Annotated in this window: 24 protein-coding genes, 1 pseudogene and 1 other annotated feature; of the genes and pseudogenes, 5 read left to right on the forward strand and 20 right to left on the reverse strand. The window is 36.5% G+C overall.

All coding sequences use genetic code 11. The features are described from left to right. Nucleotides 1-45: 45 nt before the first annotated feature. Together U8521_RS09355 and U8521_RS09360 are read right to left on the reverse strand one after the other, a co-directional pair. A complete protein-coding gene (locus tag U8521_RS09355; RefSeq protein WP_334352531.1) occupies nt 46-1,737 on the reverse strand; it encodes a DUF262 domain-containing protein in 1,692 nt (563 codons plus the stop codon). A 110-nt stretch (nt 1,738-1,847) separates the two neighbouring features. Beyond that, a complete protein-coding gene (locus tag U8521_RS09360; RefSeq protein WP_334352532.1) occupies nt 1,848-2,303 on the reverse strand; it encodes a hypothetical protein in 456 nt (151 codons plus the stop codon). A gap of 245 nt (nt 2,304-2,548) precedes the next feature. Between U8521_RS09360 and U8521_RS09365 the strand changes: the two genes are divergently transcribed. After that, complete coding sequence (locus tag U8521_RS09365) at nt 2,549-3,163, forward strand: LysE/ArgO family amino acid transporter (RefSeq protein WP_334333629.1); 615 nt, start codon at nt 2,549-2,551, stop codon at nt 3,161-3,163. Between the two features lie 40 nt (nt 3,164-3,203). Here the strand turns inward: U8521_RS09365 and U8521_RS09370 are convergent, their stop codons facing one another. The 3 genes from U8521_RS09370 to U8521_RS09380 all read right to left on the reverse strand — a co-directional run bounded on the left by U8521_RS09370 (nt 3,204) and on the right by U8521_RS09380 (nt 6,257). Beyond that, a complete protein-coding gene (locus U8521_RS09370) occupies nt 3,204-4,301 on the reverse strand; it encodes a HigA family addiction module antitoxin (RefSeq protein WP_334352533.1) in 1,098 nt (365 codons plus the stop codon). After that, nucleotides 4,291-4,620 (reverse strand): plasmid maintenance system killer protein, encoded by a 330-nt coding sequence (locus tag U8521_RS09375; protein WP_334352534.1) that lies wholly within the window; start codon nt 4,618-4,620, stop codon nt 4,291-4,293. Before U8521_RS09375 ends, U8521_RS09370 begins: the two co-directional genes overlap by 11 nt. Before the next feature lie 308 nt (nt 4,621-4,928). Continuing rightward, nucleotides 4,929-6,257 (reverse strand): enolase C-terminal domain-like protein, encoded by a 1,329-nt coding sequence (locus U8521_RS09380; RefSeq protein WP_334352535.1) that lies wholly within the window; start codon nt 6,255-6,257, stop codon nt 4,929-4,931. 84 nt (nt 6,258-6,341) lie between these two features. Between U8521_RS09380 and U8521_RS09385 the strand changes: the two genes are divergently transcribed. Continuing rightward, complete coding sequence (locus U8521_RS09385; protein ID WP_334352536.1) at nt 6,342-7,250, forward strand: LysR family transcriptional regulator; 909 nt, start codon at nt 6,342-6,344, stop codon at nt 7,248-7,250. A 14-nt stretch (nt 7,251-7,264) separates the two neighbouring features. Here U8521_RS09385 and U8521_RS09390 read toward each other — a convergent pair whose 3' ends face one another. Together U8521_RS09390 and U8521_RS09395 are read right to left on the reverse strand one after the other, a co-directional pair. Further along, nucleotides 7,265-8,395: a lactonase family protein gene (locus U8521_RS09390; protein ID WP_334352537.1), complete on the reverse strand. Its 1,131-nt coding sequence runs from the start codon at nt 8,393-8,395 to the stop codon at nt 7,265-7,267. Nucleotides 8,396-8,409: 14 nt separating this feature from the next. Next, nucleotides 8,410-9,627, reverse strand: coding sequence for a mandelate racemase/muconate lactonizing enzyme family protein (locus tag U8521_RS09395; protein WP_334352538.1), 1,218 nt, complete (start codon nt 9,625-9,627; stop codon nt 8,410-8,412). A gap of 303 nt (nt 9,628-9,930) precedes the next feature. Between U8521_RS09395 and U8521_RS09400 the strand changes: the two genes are divergently transcribed. Together U8521_RS09400 and U8521_RS09405 are read left to right on the forward strand one after the other, a co-directional pair. Further along, nucleotides 9,931-10,911, forward strand: a complete 981-nt coding sequence (locus tag U8521_RS09400; RefSeq protein WP_334352539.1) for a hydroxyacid dehydrogenase — start codon at nt 9,931-9,933, stop codon at nt 10,909-10,911. 18 nt (nt 10,912-10,929) lie between these two features. Next, entirely contained in the window at nt 10,930-12,327 is a 1,398-nt protein-coding gene (locus U8521_RS09405) for an SLC13 family permease (protein ID WP_334352540.1), read from the forward strand. 200 nt (nt 12,328-12,527) lie between these two features. On the opposite strand, the gene nagA is transcribed toward U8521_RS09405, so the two are convergent. From nagA to lacD, 9 genes are all read right to left on the reverse strand, one after another. Then, nucleotides 12,528-13,685: an N-acetylglucosamine-6-phosphate deacetylase gene (gene nagA / locus U8521_RS09410; protein ID WP_334352541.1), complete on the reverse strand. Its 1,158-nt coding sequence runs from the start codon at nt 13,683-13,685 to the stop codon at nt 12,528-12,530. Nucleotides 13,686-13,764: 79 nt separating this feature from the next. Next, entirely contained in the window at nt 13,765-14,937 is a 1,173-nt protein-coding gene (locus tag U8521_RS09415) for an SIS domain-containing protein (RefSeq protein ID WP_334352542.1), read from the reverse strand. A 28-nt stretch (nt 14,938-14,965) separates the two neighbouring features. Then, entirely contained in the window at nt 14,966-16,981 is a 2,016-nt protein-coding gene (locus tag U8521_RS09420) for a hypothetical protein (protein ID WP_334352543.1), read from the reverse strand. Continuing rightward, nucleotides 16,974-17,396 (reverse strand): PTS sugar transporter subunit IIA, encoded by a 423-nt coding sequence (locus U8521_RS09425; RefSeq protein ID WP_334352544.1) that lies wholly within the window; start codon nt 17,394-17,396, stop codon nt 16,974-16,976. The genes U8521_RS09420 and U8521_RS09425 overlap by 8 nt, the downstream gene beginning before the upstream one ends. Before the next feature lie 13 nt (nt 17,397-17,409). After that, nucleotides 17,410-18,225, reverse strand: a complete 816-nt coding sequence (locus U8521_RS09430; protein WP_334352545.1) for a PTS system mannose/fructose/sorbose family transporter subunit IID — start codon at nt 18,223-18,225, stop codon at nt 17,410-17,412. Then, nucleotides 18,212-19,108, reverse strand: coding sequence for a PTS mannose/fructose/sorbose/N-acetylgalactosamine transporter subunit IIC (locus U8521_RS09435; RefSeq protein ID WP_334352546.1), 897 nt, complete (start codon nt 19,106-19,108; stop codon nt 18,212-18,214). Before U8521_RS09435 ends, U8521_RS09430 begins: the two co-directional genes overlap by 14 nt. Nucleotides 19,109-19,129: 21 nt before the next feature. Beyond that, complete coding sequence (locus U8521_RS09440; protein WP_334352547.1) at nt 19,130-19,618, reverse strand: PTS sugar transporter subunit IIB; 489 nt, start codon at nt 19,616-19,618, stop codon at nt 19,130-19,132. A gap of 27 nt (nt 19,619-19,645) precedes the next feature. Continuing rightward, on the reverse strand, nt 19,646-20,356 hold the full coding sequence (locus U8521_RS09445; RefSeq protein ID WP_334352548.1) for a GntR family transcriptional regulator: 711 nt from the start codon (nt 20,354-20,356) through the stop codon (nt 19,646-19,648). Between the two features lie 250 nt (nt 20,357-20,606). Further along, on the reverse strand, nt 20,607-21,593 hold the full coding sequence (gene lacD / locus U8521_RS09450; RefSeq protein ID WP_334352549.1) for a tagatose-bisphosphate aldolase: 987 nt from the start codon (nt 21,591-21,593) through the stop codon (nt 20,607-20,609). A gap of 385 nt (nt 21,594-21,978) precedes the next feature. Further along, nucleotides 21,979-22,219 (forward strand) — a binding site (T-box leader). 74 nt (nt 22,220-22,293) lie between these two features. On the opposite strand from lacD, the gene asnA reads away from it, so the two are divergent. Continuing rightward, a complete protein-coding gene (asnA, locus tag U8521_RS09455; protein ID WP_334352550.1) occupies nt 22,294-23,301 on the forward strand; it encodes an aspartate--ammonia ligase in 1,008 nt (335 codons plus the stop codon). A 167-nt stretch (nt 23,302-23,468) separates the two neighbouring features. Here asnA and U8521_RS12770 read toward each other — a convergent pair. The 4 genes and pseudogenes from U8521_RS12770 to U8521_RS09475 all read right to left on the reverse strand — a co-directional run. Continuing rightward, nucleotides 23,469-23,634, reverse strand: a pseudogene (locus tag U8521_RS12770) (type II toxin-antitoxin system PemK/MazF family toxin); the annotation flags it as partial. Then, nucleotides 23,628-23,879, reverse strand: a complete 252-nt coding sequence (gene mazE / locus U8521_RS09465; protein WP_334352551.1) for a type II toxin-antitoxin system PemI/MazE family antitoxin — start codon at nt 23,877-23,879, stop codon at nt 23,628-23,630. The gene mazE and the pseudogene U8521_RS12770, both read right to left, overlap by 7 nt. Nucleotides 23,880-23,984: 105 nt before the next feature. Continuing rightward, a complete protein-coding gene (locus U8521_RS09470) occupies nt 23,985-24,779 on the reverse strand; it encodes an N-formylglutamate amidohydrolase (RefSeq protein WP_334352552.1) in 795 nt (264 codons plus the stop codon). Between the two features lie 10 nt (nt 24,780-24,789). Beyond that, nucleotides 24,790-25,230 (reverse strand): hypothetical protein, encoded by a 441-nt coding sequence (locus U8521_RS09475; RefSeq protein WP_334352553.1) that lies wholly within the window; start codon nt 25,228-25,230, stop codon nt 24,790-24,792. Nucleotides 25,231-25,233 lie beyond the last annotated feature (3 nt).

Here is a 25,233-nt window from a genome sequence, read left to right on the forward strand (position 1 = left end):
TCCGTGCTGCTTTTTTATTACCTGCAATTCTTCTAATAAATACTTTCATTGCTTATTTACTTTAGAAATATTCCAGATCTTGACTGCAATTACACTCATTTCTTTTTGACGCTTATCAATTTCAGAATAATTCCAGTTATCAATTTTAGTTAAATCTCTAGTCATTTTAATTTCTGAACTTTTATAAATCTTCTTTTTTTTATCAAAAGTATCATTAGAAATTCTTCTGTTATATCTCCCACTCAACAACGTTAAGTTTCCTAATCTCCAAACATACGGTTCAGCTTCCTCCGAATCTAATCCCCATTTTTCAAATTTTTTAGGAAGTATATGTTCAATATTAACTTTTGCATTATCGCTATTTACAATCATCTCACCAGTATATTGATAATTATTAATATTTTTCAATAAGTATCTGATTACAGGCGAATTTTTTACTGTAAATGTTGAGAAATTATTTTTAAATTCATCATCATCTATTATTAATTCAGCAATCTTTTTTACTGCCTCATTTGGGGTTATTTTTTCAGCAAAAATATTCCGTGCTATTTCAGAAAATTTCATTTCATATTTGTTTGCAACTAATCCGGAAACAACAAAATTTCTCAAAACTAAAATTTCAATTGCCTTTAATATTTTTAAAGTATCTGTATCAGATATTTCTCTTGAAACAATTGATAAAACAATTGGATAGAACGATGTTGCATTTAATGTGGAAATATTTTTTAATATTTCCTTTATCTCCTTAGAAAAATAGTCCCCTTCATTTGGTTTCACTAAACTCACATAACATGACGATAATGAATACAAATCATCACATATATTTTTTGCTTCGTTTGAGTTAGTTATTTTGGCTCTCAATAATTTATATAAATCTTTCTTTCGAGCAAATCCAAACCTTGAATTCCAGTAATATCTAATATATTTAGTAACATCAATATCTTCTAAATTCTCAACTATTTCTAGCCATTCATTTTTCACACTATCTAAATTATTTCCAGCTGATCTAAAAATATGATTCTTTAATAAATCCGCCGTTTCAAGACTCTTTCCTCTATCATTTAAAGTTTCAAATATAACAAATGCTTCATTAATATCATCCGTTTCTACGTGCATTACTTTAAATTTATTTATAAAACAATCCTTATAATCGCTAATAATATTATATTTCTCAGTCACATCATTAGCCTTTGCGACTTTGTCTTCCATCTTTCTTTCAAGAAACTCATATGCAACCTTAATTCTTTTATTAGAAGGTATCTTACTATCAAAAGAATCCATTCTCTTATTTAAGTTTTGTGATTGTATATAATTTTTGAAAAAATCTCTGTCCATTTTACTTAGTATTAATTGGCGTCTATCTTTGGTTTCTGAAATCCTTCCAATATATTTCACTTGTATATCTGACGCGTCATCTTCTGCGTCTTGATATTCAGATCCATCAGCTTTTTTCAAACTTCTTAACATATTTCGAATAAGGGCTAAGAATATAATAGATGTTATCGTTCTTTGCTGCCCATCAATTATATATTTTTCTTTCCCGCCATTATTGCTATGAATTACTACTTGACCAAAGAAATGTTGATCCATTTCTTTATCTACAATTTGATTAAGGTCTATCCAAAAATCATCCAATTGCTCCTGATCCCAGGAATATTCTCTTTGATAGTCAGGAATGTAATATTTTTCCATTAAATATTTATCCATCGTTTCAAAATTTGAATTAATTATACCCAATATATATTCCCCCTATTCCTCATTAAATTTTAAGGAAAGTATTTATATATTCTTATGATCCAATAAAATTTATTATAGTACAATACATCAAGATACATTAACTGTGTGTGTTATCTATTCAAGTACCTTTCCAAATCAAGAATCTTCAAAAAATCCTTACGACTCACTTGCGTAATACCATACATGTTAAAAGAATACTGCCAGGAGTCCGGCCTATTTCTAAATTCCCAATCCTCACCTTCCATATCATCCTTTAGAATTTTTTCTGGAAATCTATACGGCATTTCAATCTTTGACAAAACATTTTTAGTGTCAGCATCAACCGATATAATCTGACCAAATCTTCCTGCGCCAAAAAAATAAAACTGTCCACTAATTTCTGAGGCTTTTTGTGATCTACGATAGATAAAAAGATCATTTTCTTCTATCTTGTTATTTTGAGCTTGATTCCAGCTATACTGAACAAAATCAATGTCAGCGTGATTCTCTTTCGAACTTGAATCAACTATAAAACACTTAACTTCATCATTTTCTTTTAGATAGTTTTCAAAATTCTCTAATCCCATTTTTAATTTACCTATCCTTTTGTTATCGTTATCAATTATCCATTAAGTATAGTACACGGTAGTAAGTATTCACTCATTTATAACCAAATTAGATATTATTTTTTCAAGAGCCTGTTTAAATATATTTTGGTATTAAAAAATAAACGTCCTCTTTTTCCCCCTATCCAGTGACTAACCCCAAAAATACTTATATAATAATCATCATTGTGTCCAAATTATAAATGGATTAATGAGGGGATTTGAGTATGAGTATCTTTCTACAGGGTTTGACTATGGGATTCGCTATTGAGGCGCCTATTGGTTTGGCAAACTTATTTGTCATCAACAATGCATTAACGCAATCACGCAAACGTTCGTACGTCGCGGCTTTTTTTGTAGCATTCTTCGATATTGCTTTATCTGTGGCTTGCTTCTTTGGTATTGGGGCCATCATGAAGCGGTTCGAATGGCTGAAATTGGCAATTTTGCTTTTCGGGAGCTTGATTGTCATCTACATGGGTACCAACTTACTGCGCGCGGAAACAACGGAAATCGGCAGTAAAGATACTGAATTGACGATGTTTAAAACCATTTCGACGGCTTTTGTCATGATCTGGTTCAATCCACAAGCAATTATCGATGGCTCATTGATGTTGGGGGCTTTTCAAGTCACATTGCCAGTGAGTGGTTACTCAATTTTTATCAGCGGAGTTGCTTTGGCTTCACTGACTTGGTTTATTGGCTTAAATTTGGTCATTGCCAAATTCAAGGATAAATTCAATGCCCGAGTTTTGCGCATCATTAACATGGTTTGCGGGGCGGTTATTATTCTTTATGGTTTGAAATTATTTTATAACTTTGTAACTTTATTGATCCACTAAAAAAGGAATCACACAACAATTAAATTGTGTGGTTCCTTTTTTAAATATTCCATTTGTAAAAAATCTTACAGTGATTAAATCTATTATATGGTATTATTTTTTCCCGCTGAAGTCTTCCGACTACTATTCCCGGATGAATACAAATGCTATCAGCAAAATTAATTATATTAGTTTTCGAGAAATTATTTGTTTCTGATATAAAATTGTTCCAATTATCTTTCGGAATTAAAACATTAGCTGCCCAATCATTTGCTTCCTCTTCCTTATCAGCATCTGAATAACCATTGATGAACATTTCTTTTTTATGCAAAATTATATGTGCAAGCTCATGAAAAAAAGTAAACCACAAAGCATCATTGGTTTTATATCTTAAACTTAATTGAATTATCGCTTTATGATATGGTGTCATCCATCTTGTCAATCCACTGACTCGGCTGCCCTTGATTTCAGGTACAAAAACCACTGCCACACCAAATTTCTTGGCAATATCAATCATTTTAGGAACAAAAATTTTGGGATCATCTTCAATAACTAGCTTTCGAAATTCATCTACAGATTCTTTTGCCAGATTTCTATTAAACTCATTAGTCTTAATTCTTTCAGCTTCTTTAGTCCCTTGCTGTATCCACGCAGAAAGGGCATACTTATCAATTTTGCCTTGTTTACGAGTAATTCGATATGCTCCATTCAATAGGACATCATTTTCTAAATTATTTTTTAATGTCTCAAAATTTGGAAATCTGAAAAACTTTAATAGATTGTTAAGCTTCTCAGACGGTTTTCTTGTCTTTGGTACAAATCCTTTATTTGCTAATTCTGCATAATTAAATTTACTAATCCATTCACTTTGATTCACTAAATCATTATCATGTTTTATTCTTTCTCTGTTAGTGGCATAGTTAGTTTCTAAATTTAACCAAAATTTAGCTGGTAAGTTAAAAATAAACTCTAATTTTGTTGCCAGTTTGACATTTATAGGAGCTTTTCCATTAATTATCTCTGATAAATGTTTAGGTGTTATTTCCAAACGTCTTGCGACCTCAACTTGTGTCATTCCTAAATCACTGATGGTTTCCTTTAATATCGCTCCTGGTTTGGTTGCATAATCCGGTTGTACTTTAAATAATTCAATTGCCATGATAGTCAACAACCTCCAATATATATATTTTAACCACTTGAGATTTATTTGAAGTAAATTCATTATTAATATCTAAGCCCTTAAATACCAATCTCTCATTACCTGTTAAGGAAACTGCAAATTCACCATTTCTATCACCACCCAAAGAATGTAATCTCGGGGGTGGTAAATGACTAATTTCAGACAAGCTATCAGTAGCTCGAAATTCTGAAATTCTTTGCATTAATTTAGCCCCAACCATTTTTCCATACTGCTTTATTATGAGTTTCTCAGAAGAAATTATCTTTGATAATTTACGTGTATTTCCATAAATTTCCAAGTGATCACCTTAACCTTTTTGGTTAATAACTATATTATAATATCCTCGTCAATGACTTTTGTCGATTGAATTGCTCAATAAAATTAACTAACTTAAATAGGTATGATAAACATTACGAAAAAATTTATGACTTTCACCAAAAAAGTTTGAGACATAACTACTTTTCACTCCTAAATTTGCAGCATAAAAGCGGAACATAACATAGCTTTTTCCGCTTAAAACAAATATCCCCGGGTAATCAAAGAACTTCAATTACCCGGGGATATTTGCCTTAATGTTCGAAAGCTGACCATGTTATGTCCCGCTCTTTACCTAACCATAGAAGGTTTCTTAGGATCAAACTTCCAATTTGGAATCAAGAATTGCATAGCTTTAGCGTCATCACGGGCACCGAGGTTCTTTTCAACGTACAATTCGTTAGCTTGTTTGATCTTTTCAAGGTCAATTTCTACTCCTAGTCCTTCGTTTGTCTTAGGAACTGTCAATTGGCCATTTTCAATTTTATATGGATTCTTGGTGAGGTTTTGACCATCTTGCCAAATCCAGTGAGTATCAACGTCATAAACACGTCCCGGAGCAGCGGCAGCAGCATTGGCAACCATTGCTAGTGAGATATCAAAGTGGTTGTTTGAATGTACTCCCCAATTCAAATTGAACTCGTTGCACAATTGAGCTACTCGAACAGCACCTTCCATTGTCCAGAAGTGTGGATCGGCTAGTGGAATTGAAACGGCGTTCAAAGCAATCGCATGAGACATTTGACGCCAGTCAGTATCAACCATGTTCGTTGCTGTTGGCATATGAGTGATTTGTTGGAACTCAGACAAGATTTCACGACCTGAGAAGCCATCTTCACCACCACATGGATCTTCAATATAGTGCAAAATTCCTTTCAATTCGTCAGCGTAGTGAACAGCTTGTTTCAATGACCAAGCACCGTTTGGATCAAGGTCAAGCTTAGCATCTGGGAAAGCTTCGTGTAGTGCTTTAATGGCGGCAACTTCTTCTTCACCATCAAAGACACCACCCTTTAACTTGAAAGTCTTGAAGCCATATTTATCGTAAGCAGCCTTGGCCAATTTGACGATTGATTCAGGATCCATGGCAGGTTTTCGACGAAGTTTGCCCCAGTCACTAGAATTGTCATCGTCAGTTAAGTATGGCATATCCGTCTTACTTGCATCCCCGACATAAAATAAGTAACCTAAAACACCGACTTTTTCACGTTGTTGACCGTCACCCAAAAGAGCAGCAACTGGCACGTGGAGATGTTTTCCTAATAGATCCAAAAAGGCAGTTTCAATCGCAGTTAAAGCGTGAACCATGATTCTTTGGTCAAAGGTTTGTTGTCCACGGCCACCCTTATCCAAGTACGAGAAGTCTTCTTTAATTTTTAGTAAAACAGCTTTGTACTCGCCGATGGATTGTCCAATCACCAATTTTTTGGCCTGGTTCAATGTATCGGTGATCTTTTGTCCACCAGGTACTTCACCAACACCAACTTGGCCTTCATCAGTTGTTAAAATGACAATGTTTCTTGTGAAATATGGGCCATGGGCTCCGGATAGATTTAAGAGCATGCTGTCATAACCTGCAACTGGATATACATCCATTTTTTCAATTTTTGGAATAGTCATAATTGTTCTCCTTTTAAATTAATCTTGAAATTTATTATTCATGTATAATATTGGTATTAACGCAATGTGAAGGGGATTGAAATAATGGAAATAAACCGACTAAAAACTTTTTTATCAGTCGCAAGAAACGGTAGTTTTAAAGCCGCAGCTGAAAAACTCTTCCTATCTCCACGAGCTGTTTCAAAACAAATGGATCAGATTGAAAATGAATTAGGGGTTCAATTGTTTGAACGGCAAAAGAACAGTACTCAGTTGAATAAAGCTGGTAATCAGTTTGTCGTCACAGCCCAAGATATCGTCAATACTTACAACGATTCCGTGACAAAATTACAAACTATCAATGAAGCACCAACACCAACTTTACGAATCGGTTTTTCATCCCTCAATCAAACTGTGATTTTAGAAACCGTCATCGCACCCTTCACTAAAAAATATCCTGATATTAAATTAGAGGTTAAGGAAGAAAGCGGCATCCGCTTGATTCATTTACTCGAACACGACAGTCTCGATTTTGCCGTAACGCCATTTTATAATCTAACTCGTGAAAAAATCGATTATAAAAATACCAAAATGATTAAATTAGCTGAAGGTGAATTAATGGTTGGCGTCAGTATCAACAATCCTCTAAGTAAGCAAGATTCAGTGAGTTTAGATGAGATAAATAATATGAAAGTCCTTTACTACAGTTCATCTGAATCGTACTACTTAAGAGAAGTCTTTCTCGACAAATTCAACGGCTTTTTGAATCCTGAACAGATCAATCGGGTCTCTTCATTAGAGCAGCGTGATATGATGGTCGCATCCAACAACGGAATCGGCTTTTACCCAAGTCCGTTTTTAAATAAGGAACGTGCACAAAATCCGATGATCAAGTTTCTAAAAATCACTGATAAAGTCAACAAGTACTATGCTTCGGCGTTTCTTTACAATCCTAACAACAAAAATCCTTCATTGGTAAACTTAGTTGCTGATTTAAAAAGGATGGAATCTTAATGATTTCAGCCTTTTTATTTTGCCAAAAAATCAGTCGCTTCAAGCACCCGCACACAAGCATCGTGTTTGATATCTTTTTGAGCAATCCGTAAATATCCATACTTAGTATCACGTTCAAAAAGAATTAGGTCGTTGGTATTTTGATTGGCGCAGAGTAAGAAATCCCCGTTCTTACTAATACTGAAATCACGTGGGAAAATACCTTCAGTTTTAATATTCTGAATCTTTTCCAAGTGTTTTCCACCATCCAAAACTTTGTAAACCGTTAGTGAATCGTGACCTCGATTAGAGATGTACAAGAATTTTTCATCTGGTGACAATCTAATTGCAGCGGAACCACTGTGACCCACGTAGCCTTCAGGAATATTGGAATAATCAGCGATTCGTTCCAACTTACCAGTTTCTGGATGATATTCAACTACGCCAACTCGACTGGATAACTCACCTAAAACATAGACGTAATTAGTCTTTTTAGCGATAGCTAGTTGACGAGGTCCAAAGCCAGGTTTAGTTTCAAAGGCTGACTTCAAAGTCAATTCGGCAGTATCAAAGTTAACATCAAAAATGAATAACTTGTCACAACCTAACCCACAAACCATCAATCTGCCATCTGGCAATTCTCTAGCAAAGTGAATGTGGGCGTGATCTTGTTCAACTAATGGGCCGTGACCCTCGATTGGATAAGTGTGACTGCCGACAATTTCATAATCGTCATTCATTTTAAAAGTATGAATGGCATTAGTATTGTAATTTGCGGCAAACAAAACTTTGTGTTCGCTGTCGATTGAGATGTATGAAGGAACGGTATATGGTAATTCATTCCAGAAATATAAATTCTTGGCTGCATCATAAGCTTCATATGAGCCGTGTTTCTTTGGTAAATAACTGGCTGAAACCAATTTTCCCATCTTGGCATCAACAATTCCGACTCCACCTTGATCACCATTTCGCGTCAAGACTGTCGCAATCTTACCGTCGGTAGCTGAATAATTCAAAAAAGCGGGATTATCGACTTTGGCCAACAAACTGATATCGGTGATCTGCTTTTTCTTAGTATCTAGTGTAGCGACATACATACCTTCTGATTGATTGTGTGGCGTATAACTATCTTCTGTATAACCGCCTAAAATAAATTTATCCTTCATTTTAAAAGCCTCCGTTATTTAATAGTTACTTTCTTACATTTAGCAATGACTTCTGGCTTCAATTCTTGGCCGATTCCTGGTCGATCAGGAATATCGATAAAGCCGTTGACTGGTTGGTAATCATCATATTTGCAAGTTGCCCGGTCTTTTGCGTTGATGGCTCGTTGGTAAACTTCGTGAATCAAGAAATTAGGAATAACGGCTTCAACTTGTAAAGCGGCCGCAATCGCAATTGGTCCTCCACAAACATGAACTTGAGCGTTGATGTCATACGTATAAGCCATATCACAAATCTTCTTAGCTTCGGAAATTCCCCCGGCCAAACAAAGGTCTGGTTGAGCTACTTTGATTGAACGGTCTTCAAAGAATTTTCTAAAGCCCCAACGAGTAAATACTCGCTCACCTGCAGCGATTGGAATGTTAACGTGTTGAGAAACTTCCAAAGTATTATCTGGATTAAGAGTGTTGACTGGTTCTTCATAATAAAGAATATTCAAATCTTCTAACGCTTGACCTATCTTTATCGCTGAAGTCGTATCAGAGTTAGCGTGCATATCAATAATGATATCTAAGTCATCTCCAGCAACATCACGCATTGCTTTAACTCGATCATAAGCCACCTTAATGACGTGCTGCGAAACAGTTCCTTTAGTATGCCAAGTTCCACCGCCATCAGGTTGGTCACTCAACATGATTGGATCAAACTTCAAAGCATCATAGCCTTCAGACATAACTTTTTTCGTTACCTCGGCATAATCCTGTGGCGTGATCAACTTTAATTTATCGATGTGTTCACCCCAGTTGTATTGCAATTGACTGGCATAAGCACGTAAATGATCGTTAGTTTTGCCGCCGAGAATTTCATAAGTTGGTGTGTTGTAGTATTTTCCTTTGATATCCCAAAGTGCAATATCAATGGCACTAATAGCTGCATTGACTACAACACCTCCGGCAATGCCCCAATAAGTCGTATTGAAAAGCTTATCCCAAATTTTTTCAATATTTAAGGGGTCTTCACCAATAATGACTTCACTAAAGTCTTGTAACATCCCGAAGCCACCACGCCAACCTTTTCCATAAGCCAGGCCAGCTTCACCAAAACCGCAAATGTCAGTATCAGTGTTGATTCTGATTACTAGTGGACACCAATCTTCCTTAGAACCTTGACCGTTTCCACTGAAACTAGGATCTGCACTTGGAACCTTCATAATATCAACACTAACAATCTTCATTATTTTTCCTCCATTCATTTACTTTGTGCAACTATTTTCAAATTCATTGTAGTTATAATTTTCACTAATTCACAGTCCAATTATTTACCCCTGGTGAACTATTTGGACTTATTTATGACATTTTTTCTTCGTCAAAGATTGATAGTTGGCATATTAACCTCAATATTATCATTTTGTATGTAATAATTGGTTCACCTGGTGTCCATTTCGTGACTGTAAGATAGTGAAAATATTAACTATAATTATTCCTGAAAACAAATTTAGTGACATCAGTAACGAACTTAAATTGGGAGGATTCAACTTATGAAAAAAGTTTTGTTGAGTGAAAAAATTGACGATAAAGGAATTCAACTTTTGAAAGATAACGGCTTCGATGTTCACGTTTCTGCTGGAACTGACGTTGAAACGATGAAAAAAGAAATCAAGGATGCTTATGCAGTGATCATGCGTTCATCACAACTTCCTGCTGAAGTCATCGATGCTGGTGAACAATTGAAAATTATTTCTCGTAATGGTACTGGTATCAACAACGTTGACGTAAACGAAGCTACTAAGAAAAATATTTTAGTAGCCAAGGTCAATGGTGCCAATGCTTTTGCGGTTGCTGAATACGTAATGACAACCATGTTATTGCTCAGTCGTAAAGTTTTAACTTCTAATAAATTGATTCACGAGAAAAAAGATGAACTAGCTGCCATCGGTTCACTACCTGGTTTCTCAACTCAATTCTCATTGAATGGTAACGAACTAAGAGGCAAGACTTTAGCTATTTTAGGACTTGGTAAGATTGGCCAAGAATTAGTTAAATTAGCTCAAGTCTTTGGTATGAATGTCGTTGGCTACGATCCATATTTGAAAGATTCACCAGTAAAACTTTATGAGAAGTTAGAAGACATTTATCCGATCGCTGATTTTCTTTCCATTAACATGCCTTTGACTGACGAAACTAAAAATATGATTGCTGAAAAACAATTGCAATCAATGAAAAAGACAGCCTTCATCATCAACTCAGCTCGTGGGGGGATCATCAACGAAGATGACTTAGCTGATGCTTTAAATAATGACGTTATCGCTGGTGCTGCCATTGATTCCTTCAATCCTGAACCTCCAGCTCCTGATAACCCACTCTTCACAAGCAAGAACACAATTTTGACTAGTCATATGGCTGGAACGACTATCGAAGCTAACCAGGCACTCGGTTTAGGTGCTGCTCAGGCTATCATCGACTTTTCAAATGGTAAAGTTCCTGAATTCCCAGTTAACCAAGAAATCCTACAAAAATAAAAAATGAGGTCGCCTATTATGAGACATAAAAAGTTAATAGCCGGCATAGTTGGAATTATCTTAGGAGTTGCCATCGCCTTTTTCATCCCGACTCCACAAGGATTAACTCATGCAGGTATGGTCGTTTTAGCATCATTAGTTACTGCAAATATTTTCTGGATTTTTAACGTTATTCCCAGTTTTGCAACTGGTTTACTCATGCTATCTTCTTGGGTCGTTTTGGGAGCGGTCAAATTTGAAGTCGCCTACCAAATCTTCTCCACTACTACTATGTGGATCATCATCGGTGGACTTGGCTTAGGTGCGGCTGCTACTAAAACTGGTCTGATCAAACGTATCGCTTTGAAAATTATGACCTTCTTCCCGGCTAATTTTAGAGGCCAATCACTAGCACTCTTCACTGCCGGCACAATTATTGCTCCAATGATTCCTAGTGCTCACCCTAAAACTGCTATGAGTACCCCAATTGCCAAAGGTATCAGTAACGCTCTAGGCTACAAACCTTTTGGCAAAGGCAGTTCCGGAATCTTTCTAGCTGCTTTATGGGGCTTCTTCGTAACTGAAGCAAGTTTCTTGAGTGCTACAGCTCAAAATTACGCTTTTAAAGGACTATTGCCTTCCAAAGCTCAAGCTCAATTAACTTGGAGCAACTGGTTTTTAATGATGATTCCTTGGACAATCGTCATCTTAGTCGGTGGCTACTTCCTATTGAATTTTTTGTTCAAACCTAAAGATGATAAACCTGTTTCTCGGGATTTCATCAATAAGCAACTGCAAGAATTAGGTCCGATGTCACGCGATGAAAAAATCACTGCTGGCGTAATTTTAATTGCCATCGTCTTTTGGATTTTAGAATCAATTTTCCACATCCCCGCCGCTGTAACTGCCATTATCGGTGTCAGTGTCTTAGTCGCTTTAAAAGTTTTAACACCCGAAGATTTCAAGACTCGTTTGAGTTGGAACACAATTATCTTCATCGGTACCGTTATGGCTTTAGGTAACGTCATGCAATCAGCTGGTTTAACTACTTGGTTAAGAAAAATTTTGGCTCCAGCAATTTCACCAATCATCGACAACTTATACATTACGGTGATCGTTTTGCCAATCATCATTTACCTCTGCAAGTTCGTCGTTGTTTCCTTGATTTCAACTGGTACTTTGATCACAATCGGCTTGCTACCATTCTTTTCACAAATGAGTTTCAGCCCTGCAATTATCGCTATCATCGTTACAACCAGTGTTAACGTTTGGTTATTGTCTTACATGAACGCTCCTATTTTGACTGGTAGTGCTGCCGTCAACGACAGTATGGCTTCACGTGGTGCAATGGCTAAATCATCAATTGGCTACATGCTTTTAAACATTATTGGCTTACTCGTTTGCGTTCCACTTTGGCAGCTTATGGGTATCGCTTAATCTTGAAAAAAATAAAAAAGTTGTACTACTGGGAGTTTTCCCTTTAGTACAACTTTTTTTAGTCTCAATTTATTTTGTTAGATTCTTTATGTTGTCTAAGACCATCAAAACATCCTGACTGCAGAAAATTTAAATTTCATCATTTTCTCATTCTCGTTTTTAAAGGAAGTTGCTTCACCCAAAAACCAGTGGGTCCACGTTTAAGCTTTGTAACGGGAAATTCCGTCGAGATATGTTTCTGACAAACTCATATCTCCATTTAAAACGATAAAGTCAGCATCGTATCCGTCAGCTATCACACCACACTGATCAGCAATTCTTGAACATCTGGCAGCTGTATGGGTCGCCATTTCGATTGCTTGTTCTGGAGTGGCAATGTTCCAGTCAACCACGTTTTTTATGGCATCTTTTAATAACAAGACTGAGCCGGCTAAACTGTGCGAGGCATCGGTCAATCTGGCAGTTCCATTTTCAACAATTACAGGCAACTCTCCTAAAATATAGTCGCCATCAGGCATCAATCCTGCTTGCATACAGTCCGTAATCAAGGCAACGTGTTCTGGGGTTTTCTTTTCGATCACAGTTCGGGCTGCGTATGGATTTACGTGATGTCCATCGCAGATCAACTCATCGTCAACCAACTTCATGGACAAAGCAGCTCCGACCATCCCTGGCAGACGGTGATTTAACCCACTCATACCGTTATAAGTATGCGTAAATCCACTCGCACCAGCTTCAACACAGGCTTTAGCTTGTTCAAAAGTAGCATCACTGTGTCCTAGATAAACAGCCGTTTCACGAGAAACTTCTTTGGTAAATTCAACTGAACCTTTTCTCTCTGGGGCAATTGAAATTTTCTTGATCATCCCATGGGCAGCGTTTTGCCAATCTTTAAATTCAGATACATCAGGATCACGGAAATATTTAGGATTTTGTGCTCCTTTATGCTTCTCTGTATAAAAAGGTCCTTCAAAATGGATTCCACGAATCTTACTACCAGTGACTTTTTGATAATTATCGCCAATTGTTTGGCAAATACTCAATAATTGGTCATGTGAAGCAGTTAAAGTTGTTGGCAACCAAGAAGTTACCCCAGCTTTTAACAATCCTTCTGACATTTCATTTAATTTATCAAAATCATTGTCCATCACATCATGACCACAAAGCCCGTGAATGTGCGTGTCAACTAAACCTGGAGCAATGAAACTATCTGCATAGTCAACTATCTTTCCTTCTGGCTTAGCTTCATCAACACTAAAAAAGCGTCCAAACTTGCCGTCATCCGTGACTTCCAGATAACCTCCATTCTCAGTTGCATTTTTTAAGAAAAACTTCTTTGCGTGAATAAAATATGACATATTACCTCTACCTTATTTTTCCTTTTTATTTTTTCAAAAAATAAGAGCCGAAACACTCGTCTCAGCTCCTATCGTTTAATTATTCATAATCATGAATCGTAACACCTTTGACAACTCGATTAACTGTCCCCGTTGCTGATGGTGTATCAGGGGTGTTGTTGACTTTAATTGAGTTCATCAAAGCAAAGGTTTGAGCAAAAATTACATCTGGTAAAGCTTGATAAATTTCTGGTAATTTACTATCTCCAGCTTTAATGAAGAAATTATCACCTGAGAAATTATTATCACTACTTGTGCCAACTCCGACAACTTTGACGCAAATTTCATCAGCTTTGATTTCTTCCAAAATATCAACGTCATATTGACGGGTATATTTATCATTGCTGAGAAAATCAAAGACGATTGTCTTATCGTTGACGTATGATTTAGGACCATGACGAAAGCCCATTGATGAATCAAAAATTGTTGTCAATTTACCGGCAGTTAGTTCAAGTACTTTCAATTGAGCCTCTCGAGTCAAACCTGACAATGAACCACTACCTAGATAAGTGATGCGGTCAAAATCAAGGTTAACTAAAGTTTGAATTTCACTTTCACGACTGATCACTTCTTGACCCATAGTGATGATTGTTTTGATCCAACCAGCCTTTTTAGTTTCAGCACTAGTATCAAAAATCAAAGCAGCCGTCAGTGTCATACAGGAGAAACTTCCGGTCATTGCAAAACCTTTGTCATTTGATAAGGCTGGTTGTAGAAGTAGAAGATTATCAGCTTCAGTTTCAGCTTTTTTAGCCAAGTGTCCTTCTGATGAACAAGTTATCGTGATTTGATACAAGTTATCAACTAACTTCTCGGCCAATTCAACTGCTGCAACACTTTCAGGCGAGTTTCCACTTCTAGCAAATGAAACTAAAATTGTTGGTTCTTCTTTTTTTAAATTATCTAGTGGAGCAGAGACAATATCCGTAGTTGGAAGACTATCAAAAACAAAGCGAGAAATAGCCCCAACACGATTTAAATATGGCTTCAACGTATCTCCAACATAAGCTGAAGTCCCTGCTCCTGTGAAAATAACTCTGATCTTTTGATCGGGAAACTTCATCAAGATTTCTTCTAAAAATCTATCAATATCAGACTTTTTAGCTACATAATTGTCAAATGCTTCTTGCCATAAAACTGGTTGTTGTTGAATTTCGCGAGTTGTAATCTTAGCTCCCATTTTTTCTAGTTCTTGGTTTGTTTTAGTAAACATGATTCGAATATATCCCTTCTCTATTTATTTAATCTAAAAATTGAATGTGAATAACTGCCAATTCTTTGACGGTGAAATCAATGTGATAAATGCCTCGTTTGTCCAAAGAGGTCTCTAAAGTTTCACTTTGAACTTGCCCAGACTCATTTCGATATGTCACGCGAACATGATTGATTTCACGATCTTTTAAGAAGAAATTTATTCTTGTAAGTGAATCGAGCGACCAGTTACTAATGATCATTTTCGACTGATTTTCATCAATGATCATTTTACAGTTATACATTTCAACTAAATGTGGCGTACTCAATTGTTCCTCAAAGAATTTCTTCAAGTCGCCCTCACGAATATCCGTGTACTGTGCTTGCCAACCGTATTTTCTCGAATCGGTCATTGGCAAAATATAAAAACAATCATCATTCACGGTCACTGGACCAATTTTTTTACCAAATCGGTCATACGCAGTCGAATGGACAGTTTCATAAGAACGGTAATTGATTTTTACATAGTCGCCCGTATGTGTCAGCATAGTAATTCTAGGATTTTTGATTCCCGAAATAGTGGCATTATCAAATTGTTCAAACGACTGTTTTCCCGAACGGTTTTTTAAAACTTCAATACTTTCTGCATTGATTAAGTCCAACAATTTACGAAGAGCTAAAACTACCACGGCATCCCCATCCAACAGGATAAAATTATGCCCAAAAATGAGCTTAATTTGATCATCCGACAAAGTATTCAAAAAATTACCGGTAATTGCCACACACTTATTTTTGATTTCTTGGCCAACAAAATTCAGCGGCTTAGTAGCGAATCCTAAAGTCGATAAAATTTCTAACCACTGAGTTTGAGATGCCATCAAGCCTTCCAAAGTACCATCTTCATCAAATTTAGTTTCCACAACATCTTGATTCATCGGCACGACGATTCCATCACGAACTTCAATGTCAATTCCCTCACGATAGAGAAAATCTAGAAAATCTTTACTCTTAGCTAACAATTCATCATAGTGATAAGTCGGATTGATCCCATCACCCATCATGCTAAACATATTTAATAAAACACCATCGCCTCGGACTAAACTAGTAGTATCCAATTGAAATCGCGTAAATTTATTTGATTTAGCATAGGGTGAATACAGGAAACTTTCCATTTCAGGATAAATCTTATGCTTGGGTCCAATCTCTGTTCGAGTTGCAACAGTATATTTTTCAAAATCTCGAGCGTATTGTTGAGGACTCACTTCATTGTAAGCGGGCAAATGTGGTCTAGAAACAGCTGGCGTATTTTCACCACTCAATCTGTCCAATAATGTTTGCCAATCTCTACCTTCTAAAGCATGTACTTCAGGCCAAGAACTCATTAAACCTAAAGTTGTCGTTGGTGAAACTTGATGAACCTTTTGTTCAATTAACTCTGCAACTTTAAATATTTCTTCACGAGCAACTTTTAAGTAAGTATCTCGATATTTATTTTTCCCACCAGTAAACATTTTGGCGACAAATTCTTCTCTAGACAAAGCGGTTTGTAAGTGTTCGTTGTATTGCTGCATATGCTTTTCGCAGAAACAACCTAGTTTGAAGGGTGCGTTCTTATAATGTCTAAAGTCATCTTCTAACCATAATTCGTTGGGATGAATACTAGCCCAAATCGCATAAACATCACTGATATACTCGGCCCAAGAAACATTTCCTGGACAAGCCATAGAGAGGCTTTTTTGGCCTTGATAATTGACCATCGGTAAAATATTTAATTTCGGTTTTAAAGCAATTCCCCGATCAGAATGATTTAAAGTTGTCCAGGGGTTAAGACTGATTTGTATACCCATATCTTTTAAGGGCTGACTGATTGTTTCAACGTCTTTAATCAGCTCCCTAGCTTTGTCCAAAGTTATATGCGTATCTGACAACTCTTCTTGATTAAGGAAAAAAGCTACATCTTGAATTTGAGCTTTTTTGACAAAATCAATCATTCTCTGCTTCTTTTCCTCATTATAAATACTCTTATCAACAGCTAATCTCAAAGTATAACGATACGGATTATTCATCCTCATCATCCTCACTTGCATCGGCATTAATAAAGGCATTAACATCGACAATTCCGGCTTTACCTTCGTTCATAATATCGGCGATTTTGATTTCTTCACCGATAAACATTTGATTGGCATAATTGAGGACCATTGGTAAATTCAAACCAGAAATCACATGTAATTCTGGATAGTCTTGAGTTAAATTAACAGCGACGTTGCCTGGAGTTCCTCCGAGTAGGTCAACTAACAAATAAATTGGTTCTTTTTGATAATATTTTTCAATTTCAGAAACTACTTTTGCTTTCAAAGTATCTGGTCCATCGGATTCATGAAGACCTAAAGCAACAGTCTCTGGCAGTTGTCCCACAATCAATTCTGCGGATTTCAAAGTTTCAACTGCCATGTCCCCATGACTCATCAAGATTAATGCCATAATTTAAATCCTCCTAGATTTTGCCAAGTACACCAATTGCTGATAAAGCAACTGCAAAAATAATTACGATAAAGATGACTTTAGTTGAAGTCATACCTTTCTTACCAAGTAGCCAGTAAACAAGTCCTACAACAGCAGCTGGAACTAACTTAGGAAGAATCATGTCGATATTGTTTTGAACTGGTAAGGAAACTTTACCTAATTGAGCAACTAATGGGACTTGAATATTGATCATGCTTACAATCAAAGCTCCAACAATGAAGACACCAAGTAATGTTGCAGCATCAGTTAAAGCGTTCAATTGACCTTGCATTTCAGAAACCAATTTTGTACCTGTCTTATAAGCAAAGTGCAATTGCTTCCAACGGAAAACCATAATAGCAATGTTAACTGCCAACCAAAGGAACAATCCAATTGGGTTACCTTGACTTGCCATAGTAGCAGCGATAGCACCCATGATTGTAGGAATCAAAGCAGCAAACAATGAATCACCAATTGCGGCAAACGGTCCCATCAGACCAGTTTTAACACCGGCTACAGTATCAAGTGAATCAACGCCTTCTTTTCCTTCAATCGCTAAGTCGATACCAGTAACAATTGTGTTAAAGAAGTTACTAGTGTTGAAGAACTGGTTATGAGTTCTCATTGCTTCTTTAAGTTCTGGTGTTCCGTCACCATAAATTTTTCTTAGTTGTGGCAAGATTGTGTACAAGTAACCTGAACCTTGCATTCTTTCATAATTCCAACCCATTTGGAAACCGAACAAGCTACGTTTGTTGATTTGTTTGAAATCTTGTTTTGTTAATTCGTATTCGTTATTCTTCTTCATCACCGTCTATCTCCCCATCAGTTTCTTCTTGAACTTCTGCTGTTGCACTTGGAGTTGAAATTTTGGCCATGGATCTCTTATATTGAAGATATGCTAGTGAACCACCAATCAAGGCGATAGCTAACATTGGTAGACCATTGAATGAAGCTGTGAAAGCTTTATTAACAGCACCAACTCCTGCACCAATTGTTTGAATACTTGTAAATAATGTTGATAGTAAAGCTGTAATAGTGAATCCTAAAATTAAGTAAGCAATATGTTTTTTAACTGGTAAGTAGTGAAGTAAAATCGCAAAACCTACGGCTGGAAGTGTTGCACCAGCTGTTTGTAAACCTGTGTTTAACCATTGTAAGTCACCGTTTAAGTAAGTAACCATTGTCTTAACAACACCTTGACCTAATGCTAAGGCTAGAAAGACTGGGATACCACGTGATAATGTCCAAGGTAAAACACCCATAATTGAATGTCTTTCAATTCCTTTATAGTTGAAGTTTTCAATATCTTTATCAACTTTGTGTTGGAAATATGTATTAGCAAATCTTGCCAAAATATCAAATGAAGTTAATAAAGCAGCAACCGGTACACCGATAGCGGCGATGGCTGTAGCAGCCTTCATACCAGTACCAATTGAGAAAGCTGTAGCTAAAACAGTACCTGAGTTAGCATCGATTTTAGAAGCACCACCGAAAGTACCAACTCCAAGAACTGTCAATTGAAGAGCGGCACCGATGATCAAACCAGTTTTCATGTCCCCCATGATCAAGCCAGAAATCATTCCGGCCCAAACTGGTTGACTCAATGAAGAGTTCATTTGCAATTCATCATAAATGTTATACATAGAATATGCCGTTAAGAGCAGTATTTGGACAATCGTAAATTCCATTGTTTCTTCCCCCATTAATTGCTATTTTTTATAATCTTTTAAAACTGCAGCGAAATCTTTTGCATCATCATTGGGTACCATTTGTGCAGTGATTTTTACCCCTGCATCAATTAACTTTTGAAAGGCTGCAAAATCTTCATCAGTTACATTGATTGAATGTGTCAAATGTTGAGTATTGTCTTTTTGTGACATGTTACCAACATTGACTGTGTCGAACTTAACGCCATTTTCAACCATTTCCACAAGTGTTTCTGGTTTCTTAACGACTAAGAATACTTTTTGAGAATCATATTTTCCGTTATTAATATTTGCAGAAGACTTGGCTGTACCGAGGATACTCAAGTTGACCCCGGCTGGTTTAGCTAACTTCAAGGCTGTTTTTTGAATATCATTTTTTATAATTTCGTTATCAACTACCATAATTCTTGATGCTTGAAGCTTTGTAGTCCACAGATTGGCTACTTGGCCGTGAATAAGTCTTTCATCGATTCTTACCGCAATAATTCCCATTACTTTTTCCCTCCTGAGGATTCATAATTAATTACTTACATTGTGGCGGATATGATATGCAAATTGATCACTACGAGCAACACTAAGTGTAAATTCAATAATCTGATTGTTCTGATTAAAGGTTTGCCTTCTTAAATTCAAACAAGGTGATCCCTCTTTAAGATTGAGATATTTACTATCTTCTCCACTGGTAATGCCAGCTAAGAAATACTCATCTGCATAGTTTATTCTTTCATTGAAATTTTGTTCAAAGACCTCATACAACGAATGCTCGACTAACATTGATTTGGTCATCAGACTGAAGTGTTCTACTGGCAAATACGTCCTCTCCAACATCATCGGAATTTCATCAGCTATTCTAAGTCGTTTTAATTTGATAATTTGACTTCCGAGTTCAACTTGTAAATTCCTAGCAAAAAATGAATTGGCCTCCCTTCTTTCAAAACTGATTATTTGTGTCTTGGGTTCTTTACCTAGAGAGATCATTTGTTCACTGAAGCTGTAACTCTGATTCAAATCACTCTTTAAATCCACTTTGTTGACGAAAGTCCCCTTGCCATGTACTCGTCTAATTAACCCCGTAATTTCCATTTCCATTAAGGCAGATCTAACAGTTGTCCGAGACAATTCATACTTCATTGCCAAAGCTCGTTCTGATGGAATTTTAGTATTAGCTGGTAAATTCTGCACGTAATTGGTTAGTAAATTTATTAACTGATCCTGTAACGTCATCTTCATTTAATCCCCCCTCTCTGGTATCAACCACAAGTCCATTGTATACGCTTACATAGATCTACACAACAGTCTGTATATACCAATTCTAAGGTGGTACATCGGCAAAACCAGTGGTATCATATGAAATTTGTAATAAAACGAAAGTGGTACTTTTTTGTATTAAAATATTTATAACAAAGCCAGCTATTTACTAAAGATTTACTTGATCAAGGAAAAATATATAGGAGCAACTGTTTATTGGCCCCTTTTTAAATTATTGTTTAGTAACTTTTTCTTTCCAAGATGTGGCAGTTTTATTTAGCACTTCATTCAAGGCTTCAATATTTTCCTTACCTTCAGTTCTCATCCATTCACGTCCAGCCTTTTCACCCTCTTTAGCAAATGGAACAATTGAACCCTTCCAAGTAGCACGTCCACAAAGCACACCATTGAACTTAGCATCAGCTTCTTTAGCCATATACAATTCATCACGAAAGGCTTTGGCAGAAACTCCGGCACTTAAGAAGATATATGGTAAATCTGTCGCATCGCTTTGATCTTTCAAATATTGAATTGCTTGTGCCTTAGTATAAACGATTGGATTATCCCCATTGAACCCTTCAACAAAGGCAATATTAAATGGCACTTCAACTTTTAAAACGTCAACATGGTATTGAGGTTTTGAAAATTCTTTCATTGCGGCAATTACTTTTTGTGGTTTTAATTTAGCGTATTCAGCACCTTTAGCATCATCGATTCCAGCATCGTATGTTAAAATTTCTAAAAATAGCGGAATATCTTGGGCAACGCATTCATCACCGATTCTTTCAACAAAAGCATATTTTTGTTCATTGATTTCGCTAGCTTCATCCGGATCTATGTACAACAAGAACTTGATTGAATCGGCTCCTTCTTCTTTTATGCGACGAACTGAACAATTAGAAATCAAGTCAGGTAAACGTCCTGGTTCAGTAACGTCATAGCCAGTTTTTTCATAAGCTACGAGTAGTCCGGTATTCTCATTTCTAACTTTTGCAGCTGGAAGTCCGTATTCAGGATCTAATAGAATTGATGATGCGTATGGTGTTAATTCTTCTGAAATTGCCTTCTTGAATTCAACAATGTCATTATCACTAGCATGATCTGATCCAGCGGCTAACATTTTCTTCAAAGAACCGCGTTGATCAATAGCTAAAGCAGCGATTATCCCCTCATCGTTTGACATTCTTTCAAGCGCCTTATATTTATTTGATGTTGTCATTAAAAATTCCTCCATTGGTGATTTATCATTGCAATCTCAAAATAATGGTTAACTAAGAAACTGTCAATACCAGTCATACCAGTGGTTACAGCGGTTTTTGATAATACCACTTGAGGAAAAGATACGGATTGTGTAAGCAAAGTTATAAACCATGATTCGGAAAAATTTATAAAAAATATTTTTTTGGTACGGGAAAATGCTACCAATTTTTGTTTAATCTATCGAAAAACGCCAAATTCTATTCAGAAAAGAATTGATGTTCTTAAACAATACAATTTCAGAAAGTGTGATGGCTATTTTCAAATTAAAAACTGTTTAATTTTTATTCTAAAACCAAATTTTTGTTTTACATTTTCAAATTTAATGCTAATATAAGTGTCACAAGATAAAAACGACAAGAAAGAAGAGTAAGATTTTTCATACCGACAGTGAACTGGGATTGGTGAGAACCTAGTAGGTCAATGAATTTTCTGAATAACACTTTCTTATGTTTCTGGCTGAAATTTCTTAAAGTAAGTGCAGACGTTAACCGGTACGTTACCAACGGTGGAGCATGTTAGTGTTCTTATTGAGGTGGTCTAATTTTAGGCAACTTGGGTGGTACCGCGAAGTCTTTCGTCCCAGTTATTATTAATTTAATAACTGCGATGAAAGGCTTTTTTTATTTTGCATTCAAATTTAAAAACATGGGGGAATTAACATGAACTTGATCATACCTAAGGATTACGATCCAAAACTATCTGTTAAAGAAACACAAAAAGCAATTCAATATATTCGTGAAACTTTTCAAGATGAATTCGGTAAAGAATTGAATTTGTCCCGTCTGTCAGCACCAATGATGGTCGAAAAAGGAATGGGTCTAAATGATAATCTAAACGGCGTTGAATCCCCCGTTTCCTTTACTATGAAAGGCTTACCTGGCGAGACCATTGAAATTGTCCACTCCCTTGCTAAGTGGAAGCGACTCGCTTTGAAACGCTATAAATTCGGCATGCACGAAGGAATTTACACCAACATGAATGCCATTCGAAAAGACGAAGACCTCGACAACATTCATTCAATTTACGTCGACCAATGGGATTGGGAAAAAATTATTGCCAAGGATGAAAGAAACATTCACACTTTGGAATCGACAGTTAAATTAATTTTTAAAGTTATCAAACACATGGAACACGAAGTTTGTTATAAATTTCCCCAATCCGTTCATCACCTACCTGATGAGATTCACTTCGTGACGACCCAAGAACTCGAAGACCGCTGGCCAGATAAGACTCCAAAAGAGCGTGAAGACGCCATTTGTAAAGAACTCGGCTGTGTCTTCTTGATGCAAATCGGAGGTCCTATGAAGAGCGGCAAACGCCACGACGGTCGTGCCCCTGACTATGACGACTGGAAATTAAACGGTGATATTTTATTCTGGTATGAACCTCTACAACACGCCTTAGAAATCTCAAGTATGGGAATCCGTGTTAGTGAGGAATCAATGAGAGAACAATTAAAAATTGCCCACGCCGAAGATCGAGCCAACTTACCATTCCACAAAATGTTGCTAAATGGTGAGTTACCATACACTATCGGTGGTGGTATCGGTCAATCTCGTTTGTGCATGTTGCTACTCGGCAAGGCTCACGTTGGTGAAGTCCAAGCTGCCGTTTGGCCACAAGATTTGCGCGATAAATGTGAAGAAAATAATATTCACTTGCTATAAAAATAAGGGGCTGTAACATAAGCCCTCGAAAGTAAAGAGCTTGGAACATAACCGCTTTTTATTCCTACGCCATTTGATTTAGACATAAAAAAATCCCCTTCGCATTATAATCGGTTGGTAGCCTTTTATAATGCGAAGGGGATTTTTAATATTTAAACCATTCCCACTCCATTGAACTTACCATGTGATATAGAGACAACCCCTAATGGGAAAGTAGCCATCAGCTGATTATTGCTAACAACTACAGCAGGCTTCCTTTTTTTGTATTTCGGCTCCAGCAGATGGATCGAAATCAATGTAAATAATTTCTCCACTTTTAGGCATATTTACCATAATTCTTCCCCTACTGGTTTTGTATTTTCCCAATCATTCAGATCATCCGCACGCTGATAACTTCCATGCCAATCTTCAAATAGGTCGTCTAAACTAGTTGCCATTTTTTTTGAGGGTTTAAGAATTAATTCCCCATTATCTTTTTTTTCAACTTTATACTGAGTTCCGGGTGCTACAGCTAGGTTACTCGGAATTGTAACAACGATGGAGTTTCCTTGCTTTCGAGCTTTTACATATTTTTCCATAAGCCCATCTTCCATTTCAAAATCTTATTAAATTAAGACTCGGTGAATACACATGTGCTTCGAGACAAAAACAAAGCGGAGAAAGTTATGTTATATCCCAACCTCTTATTTGGTCAAAACATAATTTAAAATTTCCATGAAAATACTTTGTAAACTATTTTTTGCAGTCGTAAAGGTTCCGACATCAACACCGGTGAGTTCTTCTTCACCAAAATAGCGATTCTCGATATACATATGATAAGCTAATTCGATTTGCATCGACTCCACTCTTTTATCGGCTCCGTAATGCGGTGTGATGTAGCCACCTGAGAAGGGATGATTATTAGAGACGGTGTAGCCTTTTTGATTTAATTGTTCTGTTAAAAATTTTCTGAAAGTGGCACTTGAAGTTGTGTCAAAGCGATTGCCTAAAACGACGTCTTGGGTTTTGACATCTTCGTGAGGATATTCGGCAAAACTGTGGAGATCGAAGAGGTAAATTTTGTCGAATTTCTCTAATTTGTGGTCAATCAATTCCTGTAATTTAGCATGATATGGTCGATAAAATTGGGTGATTCGTTGCTCAATTTCTTCTTCTGTTAACTTGTTTTGATAAATTGATTTGCCAAAGGTTGTCTGGCTGTAAACTATCTCGTAACGATAATCGCCATTTATGTCGGTCATCGACAAATCCCGGTTAGGATCAGCGATGTAACGGTGAAGGTTATTTTGGAGTGTAGTGAAGCCGTTTTGTGGTAGAAAATCATAAAGTTCAGGCAAAAACCAATCGACGTTAGGTAGAATTCGTCCCGGTACCATTTTTGATTTGATGGTTTCCGGAATAAAAGTGCCACTGTGTGGCAGATCGATGATAATTGGCAGTTCGTCAACTGTTTCATTGTAGACAGTAAAGTTTTCCATGATTTCTCCTCTAATCCCAGTTTCCATAGGATATTTCGTTTAATTCTTCATTGCCGCACTTAGGACAATGCCAAAGTTTTTTTGGCTCTTTGATGAATTTTAATTTAGTTGTCCCAAGGCTTCCTTTGGCAAAGGTCACACGCTCCAAAGTTGTTTGACAATACGGACAAGGATACTGGGGAACAAATTCAGTTGGATCTAGTTGGAAATAGAATTTGTTAAACAAATAAAAATCATTTGGGCAGGCATAGATTGCGTGACCGTAATTTTCGTTTAGCCGGTTCCCTTCTTTCAACAAGACTTTTGCTTGATTGGTGATTTTTGAATCTTCAATTAAATCCGCTAAAAAATTTTTTACAACGTTTTCCTCAGAATAAAGCATCCCAATTCCTGTGTTGGCCTCAATTCCATAGCCACATTTACTGCAGCGCAAGTTGTGCATTTCTCCCATCGT

The organism is Companilactobacillus miaonis (assembly GCF_036913615.1).
Lineage (GTDB): Bacteria > Bacillota > Bacilli > Lactobacillales > Lactobacillaceae > Companilactobacillus.

Excerpts from the sequence above, each read along its gene's own strand:
- U8521_RS09360 (WP_334352532.1), bottom strand. The coding sequence starts at position 2,303 with ATGGGATTAGAGAATTTTGAAAACTATCTAAAAGAAAATGATGAAGTT.
- U8521_RS09365 (WP_334333629.1), top strand. The coding sequence starts at position 2,549 with ATGAGTATCTTTCTACAGGGTTTGACTATGGGATTCGCTATTGAGGCG.
- U8521_RS09370 (WP_334352533.1), bottom strand. The coding sequence starts at position 4,301 with ATGGCAATTGAATTATTTAAAGTACAACCGGATTATGCAACCAAACCA.
- U8521_RS09380 (WP_334352535.1), bottom strand. The coding sequence starts at position 6,257 with ATGACTATTCCAAAAATTGAAAAAATGGATGTATATCCAGTTGCAGGT.
- U8521_RS09385 (WP_334352536.1), top strand. The coding sequence starts at position 6,342 with ATGGAAATAAACCGACTAAAAACTTTTTTATCAGTCGCAAGAAACGGT.
- U8521_RS09390 (WP_334352537.1), bottom strand. The coding sequence starts at position 8,395 with ATGAAGGATAAATTTATTTTAGGCGGTTATACAGAAGATAGTTATACG.
- U8521_RS09395 (WP_334352538.1), bottom strand. The coding sequence starts at position 9,627 with ATGAAGATTGTTAGTGTTGATATTATGAAGGTTCCAAGTGCAGATCCT.
- U8521_RS09400 (WP_334352539.1), top strand. The coding sequence starts at position 9,931 with ATGAAAAAAGTTTTGTTGAGTGAAAAAATTGACGATAAAGGAATTCAA.
- U8521_RS09405 (WP_334352540.1), top strand. The coding sequence starts at position 10,930 with ATGAGACATAAAAAGTTAATAGCCGGCATAGTTGGAATTATCTTAGGA.
- nagA (WP_334352541.1), bottom strand. The coding sequence starts at position 13,685 with ATGTCATATTTTATTCACGCAAAGAAGTTTTTCTTAAAAAATGCAACT.
- U8521_RS09415 (WP_334352542.1), bottom strand. The coding sequence starts at position 14,937 with ATGTTTACTAAAACAAACCAAGAACTAGAAAAAATGGGAGCTAAGATT.
- U8521_RS09420 (WP_334352543.1), bottom strand. The coding sequence starts at position 16,981 with ATGAATAATCCGTATCGTTATACTTTGAGATTAGCTGTTGATAAGAGT.
- U8521_RS09425 (WP_334352544.1), bottom strand. The coding sequence starts at position 17,396 with ATGGCATTAATCTTGATGAGTCATGGGGACATGGCAGTTGAAACTTTG.
- U8521_RS09430 (WP_334352545.1), bottom strand. The coding sequence starts at position 18,225 with ATGAAGAAGAATAACGAATACGAATTAACAAAACAAGATTTCAAACAA.
- U8521_RS09435 (WP_334352546.1), bottom strand. The coding sequence starts at position 19,108 with ATGGAATTTACGATTGTCCAAATACTGCTCTTAACGGCATATTCTATG.
- U8521_RS09440 (WP_334352547.1), bottom strand. The coding sequence starts at position 19,618 with ATGGGAATTATTGCGGTAAGAATCGATGAAAGACTTATTCACGGCCAA.
- U8521_RS09445 (WP_334352548.1), bottom strand. The coding sequence starts at position 20,356 with ATGAAGATGACGTTACAGGATCAGTTAATAAATTTACTAACCAATTAC.
- lacD (WP_334352549.1), bottom strand. The coding sequence starts at position 21,593 with ATGACAACATCAAATAAATATAAGGCGCTTGAAAGAATGTCAAACGAT.
- asnA (WP_334352550.1), top strand. The coding sequence starts at position 22,294 with ATGAACTTGATCATACCTAAGGATTACGATCCAAAACTATCTGTTAAA.
- mazE (WP_334352551.1), bottom strand. The coding sequence starts at position 23,879 with ATGGAAAAATATGTAAAAGCTCGAAAGCAAGGAAACTCCATCGTTGTT.
- U8521_RS09470 (WP_334352552.1), bottom strand. The coding sequence starts at position 24,779 with ATGGAAAACTTTACTGTCTACAATGAAACAGTTGACGAACTGCCAATT.
- U8521_RS09475 (WP_334352553.1), bottom strand. The coding sequence starts at position 25,230 with ATGGGAGAAATGCACAACTTGCGCTGCAGTAAATGTGGCTATGGAATT.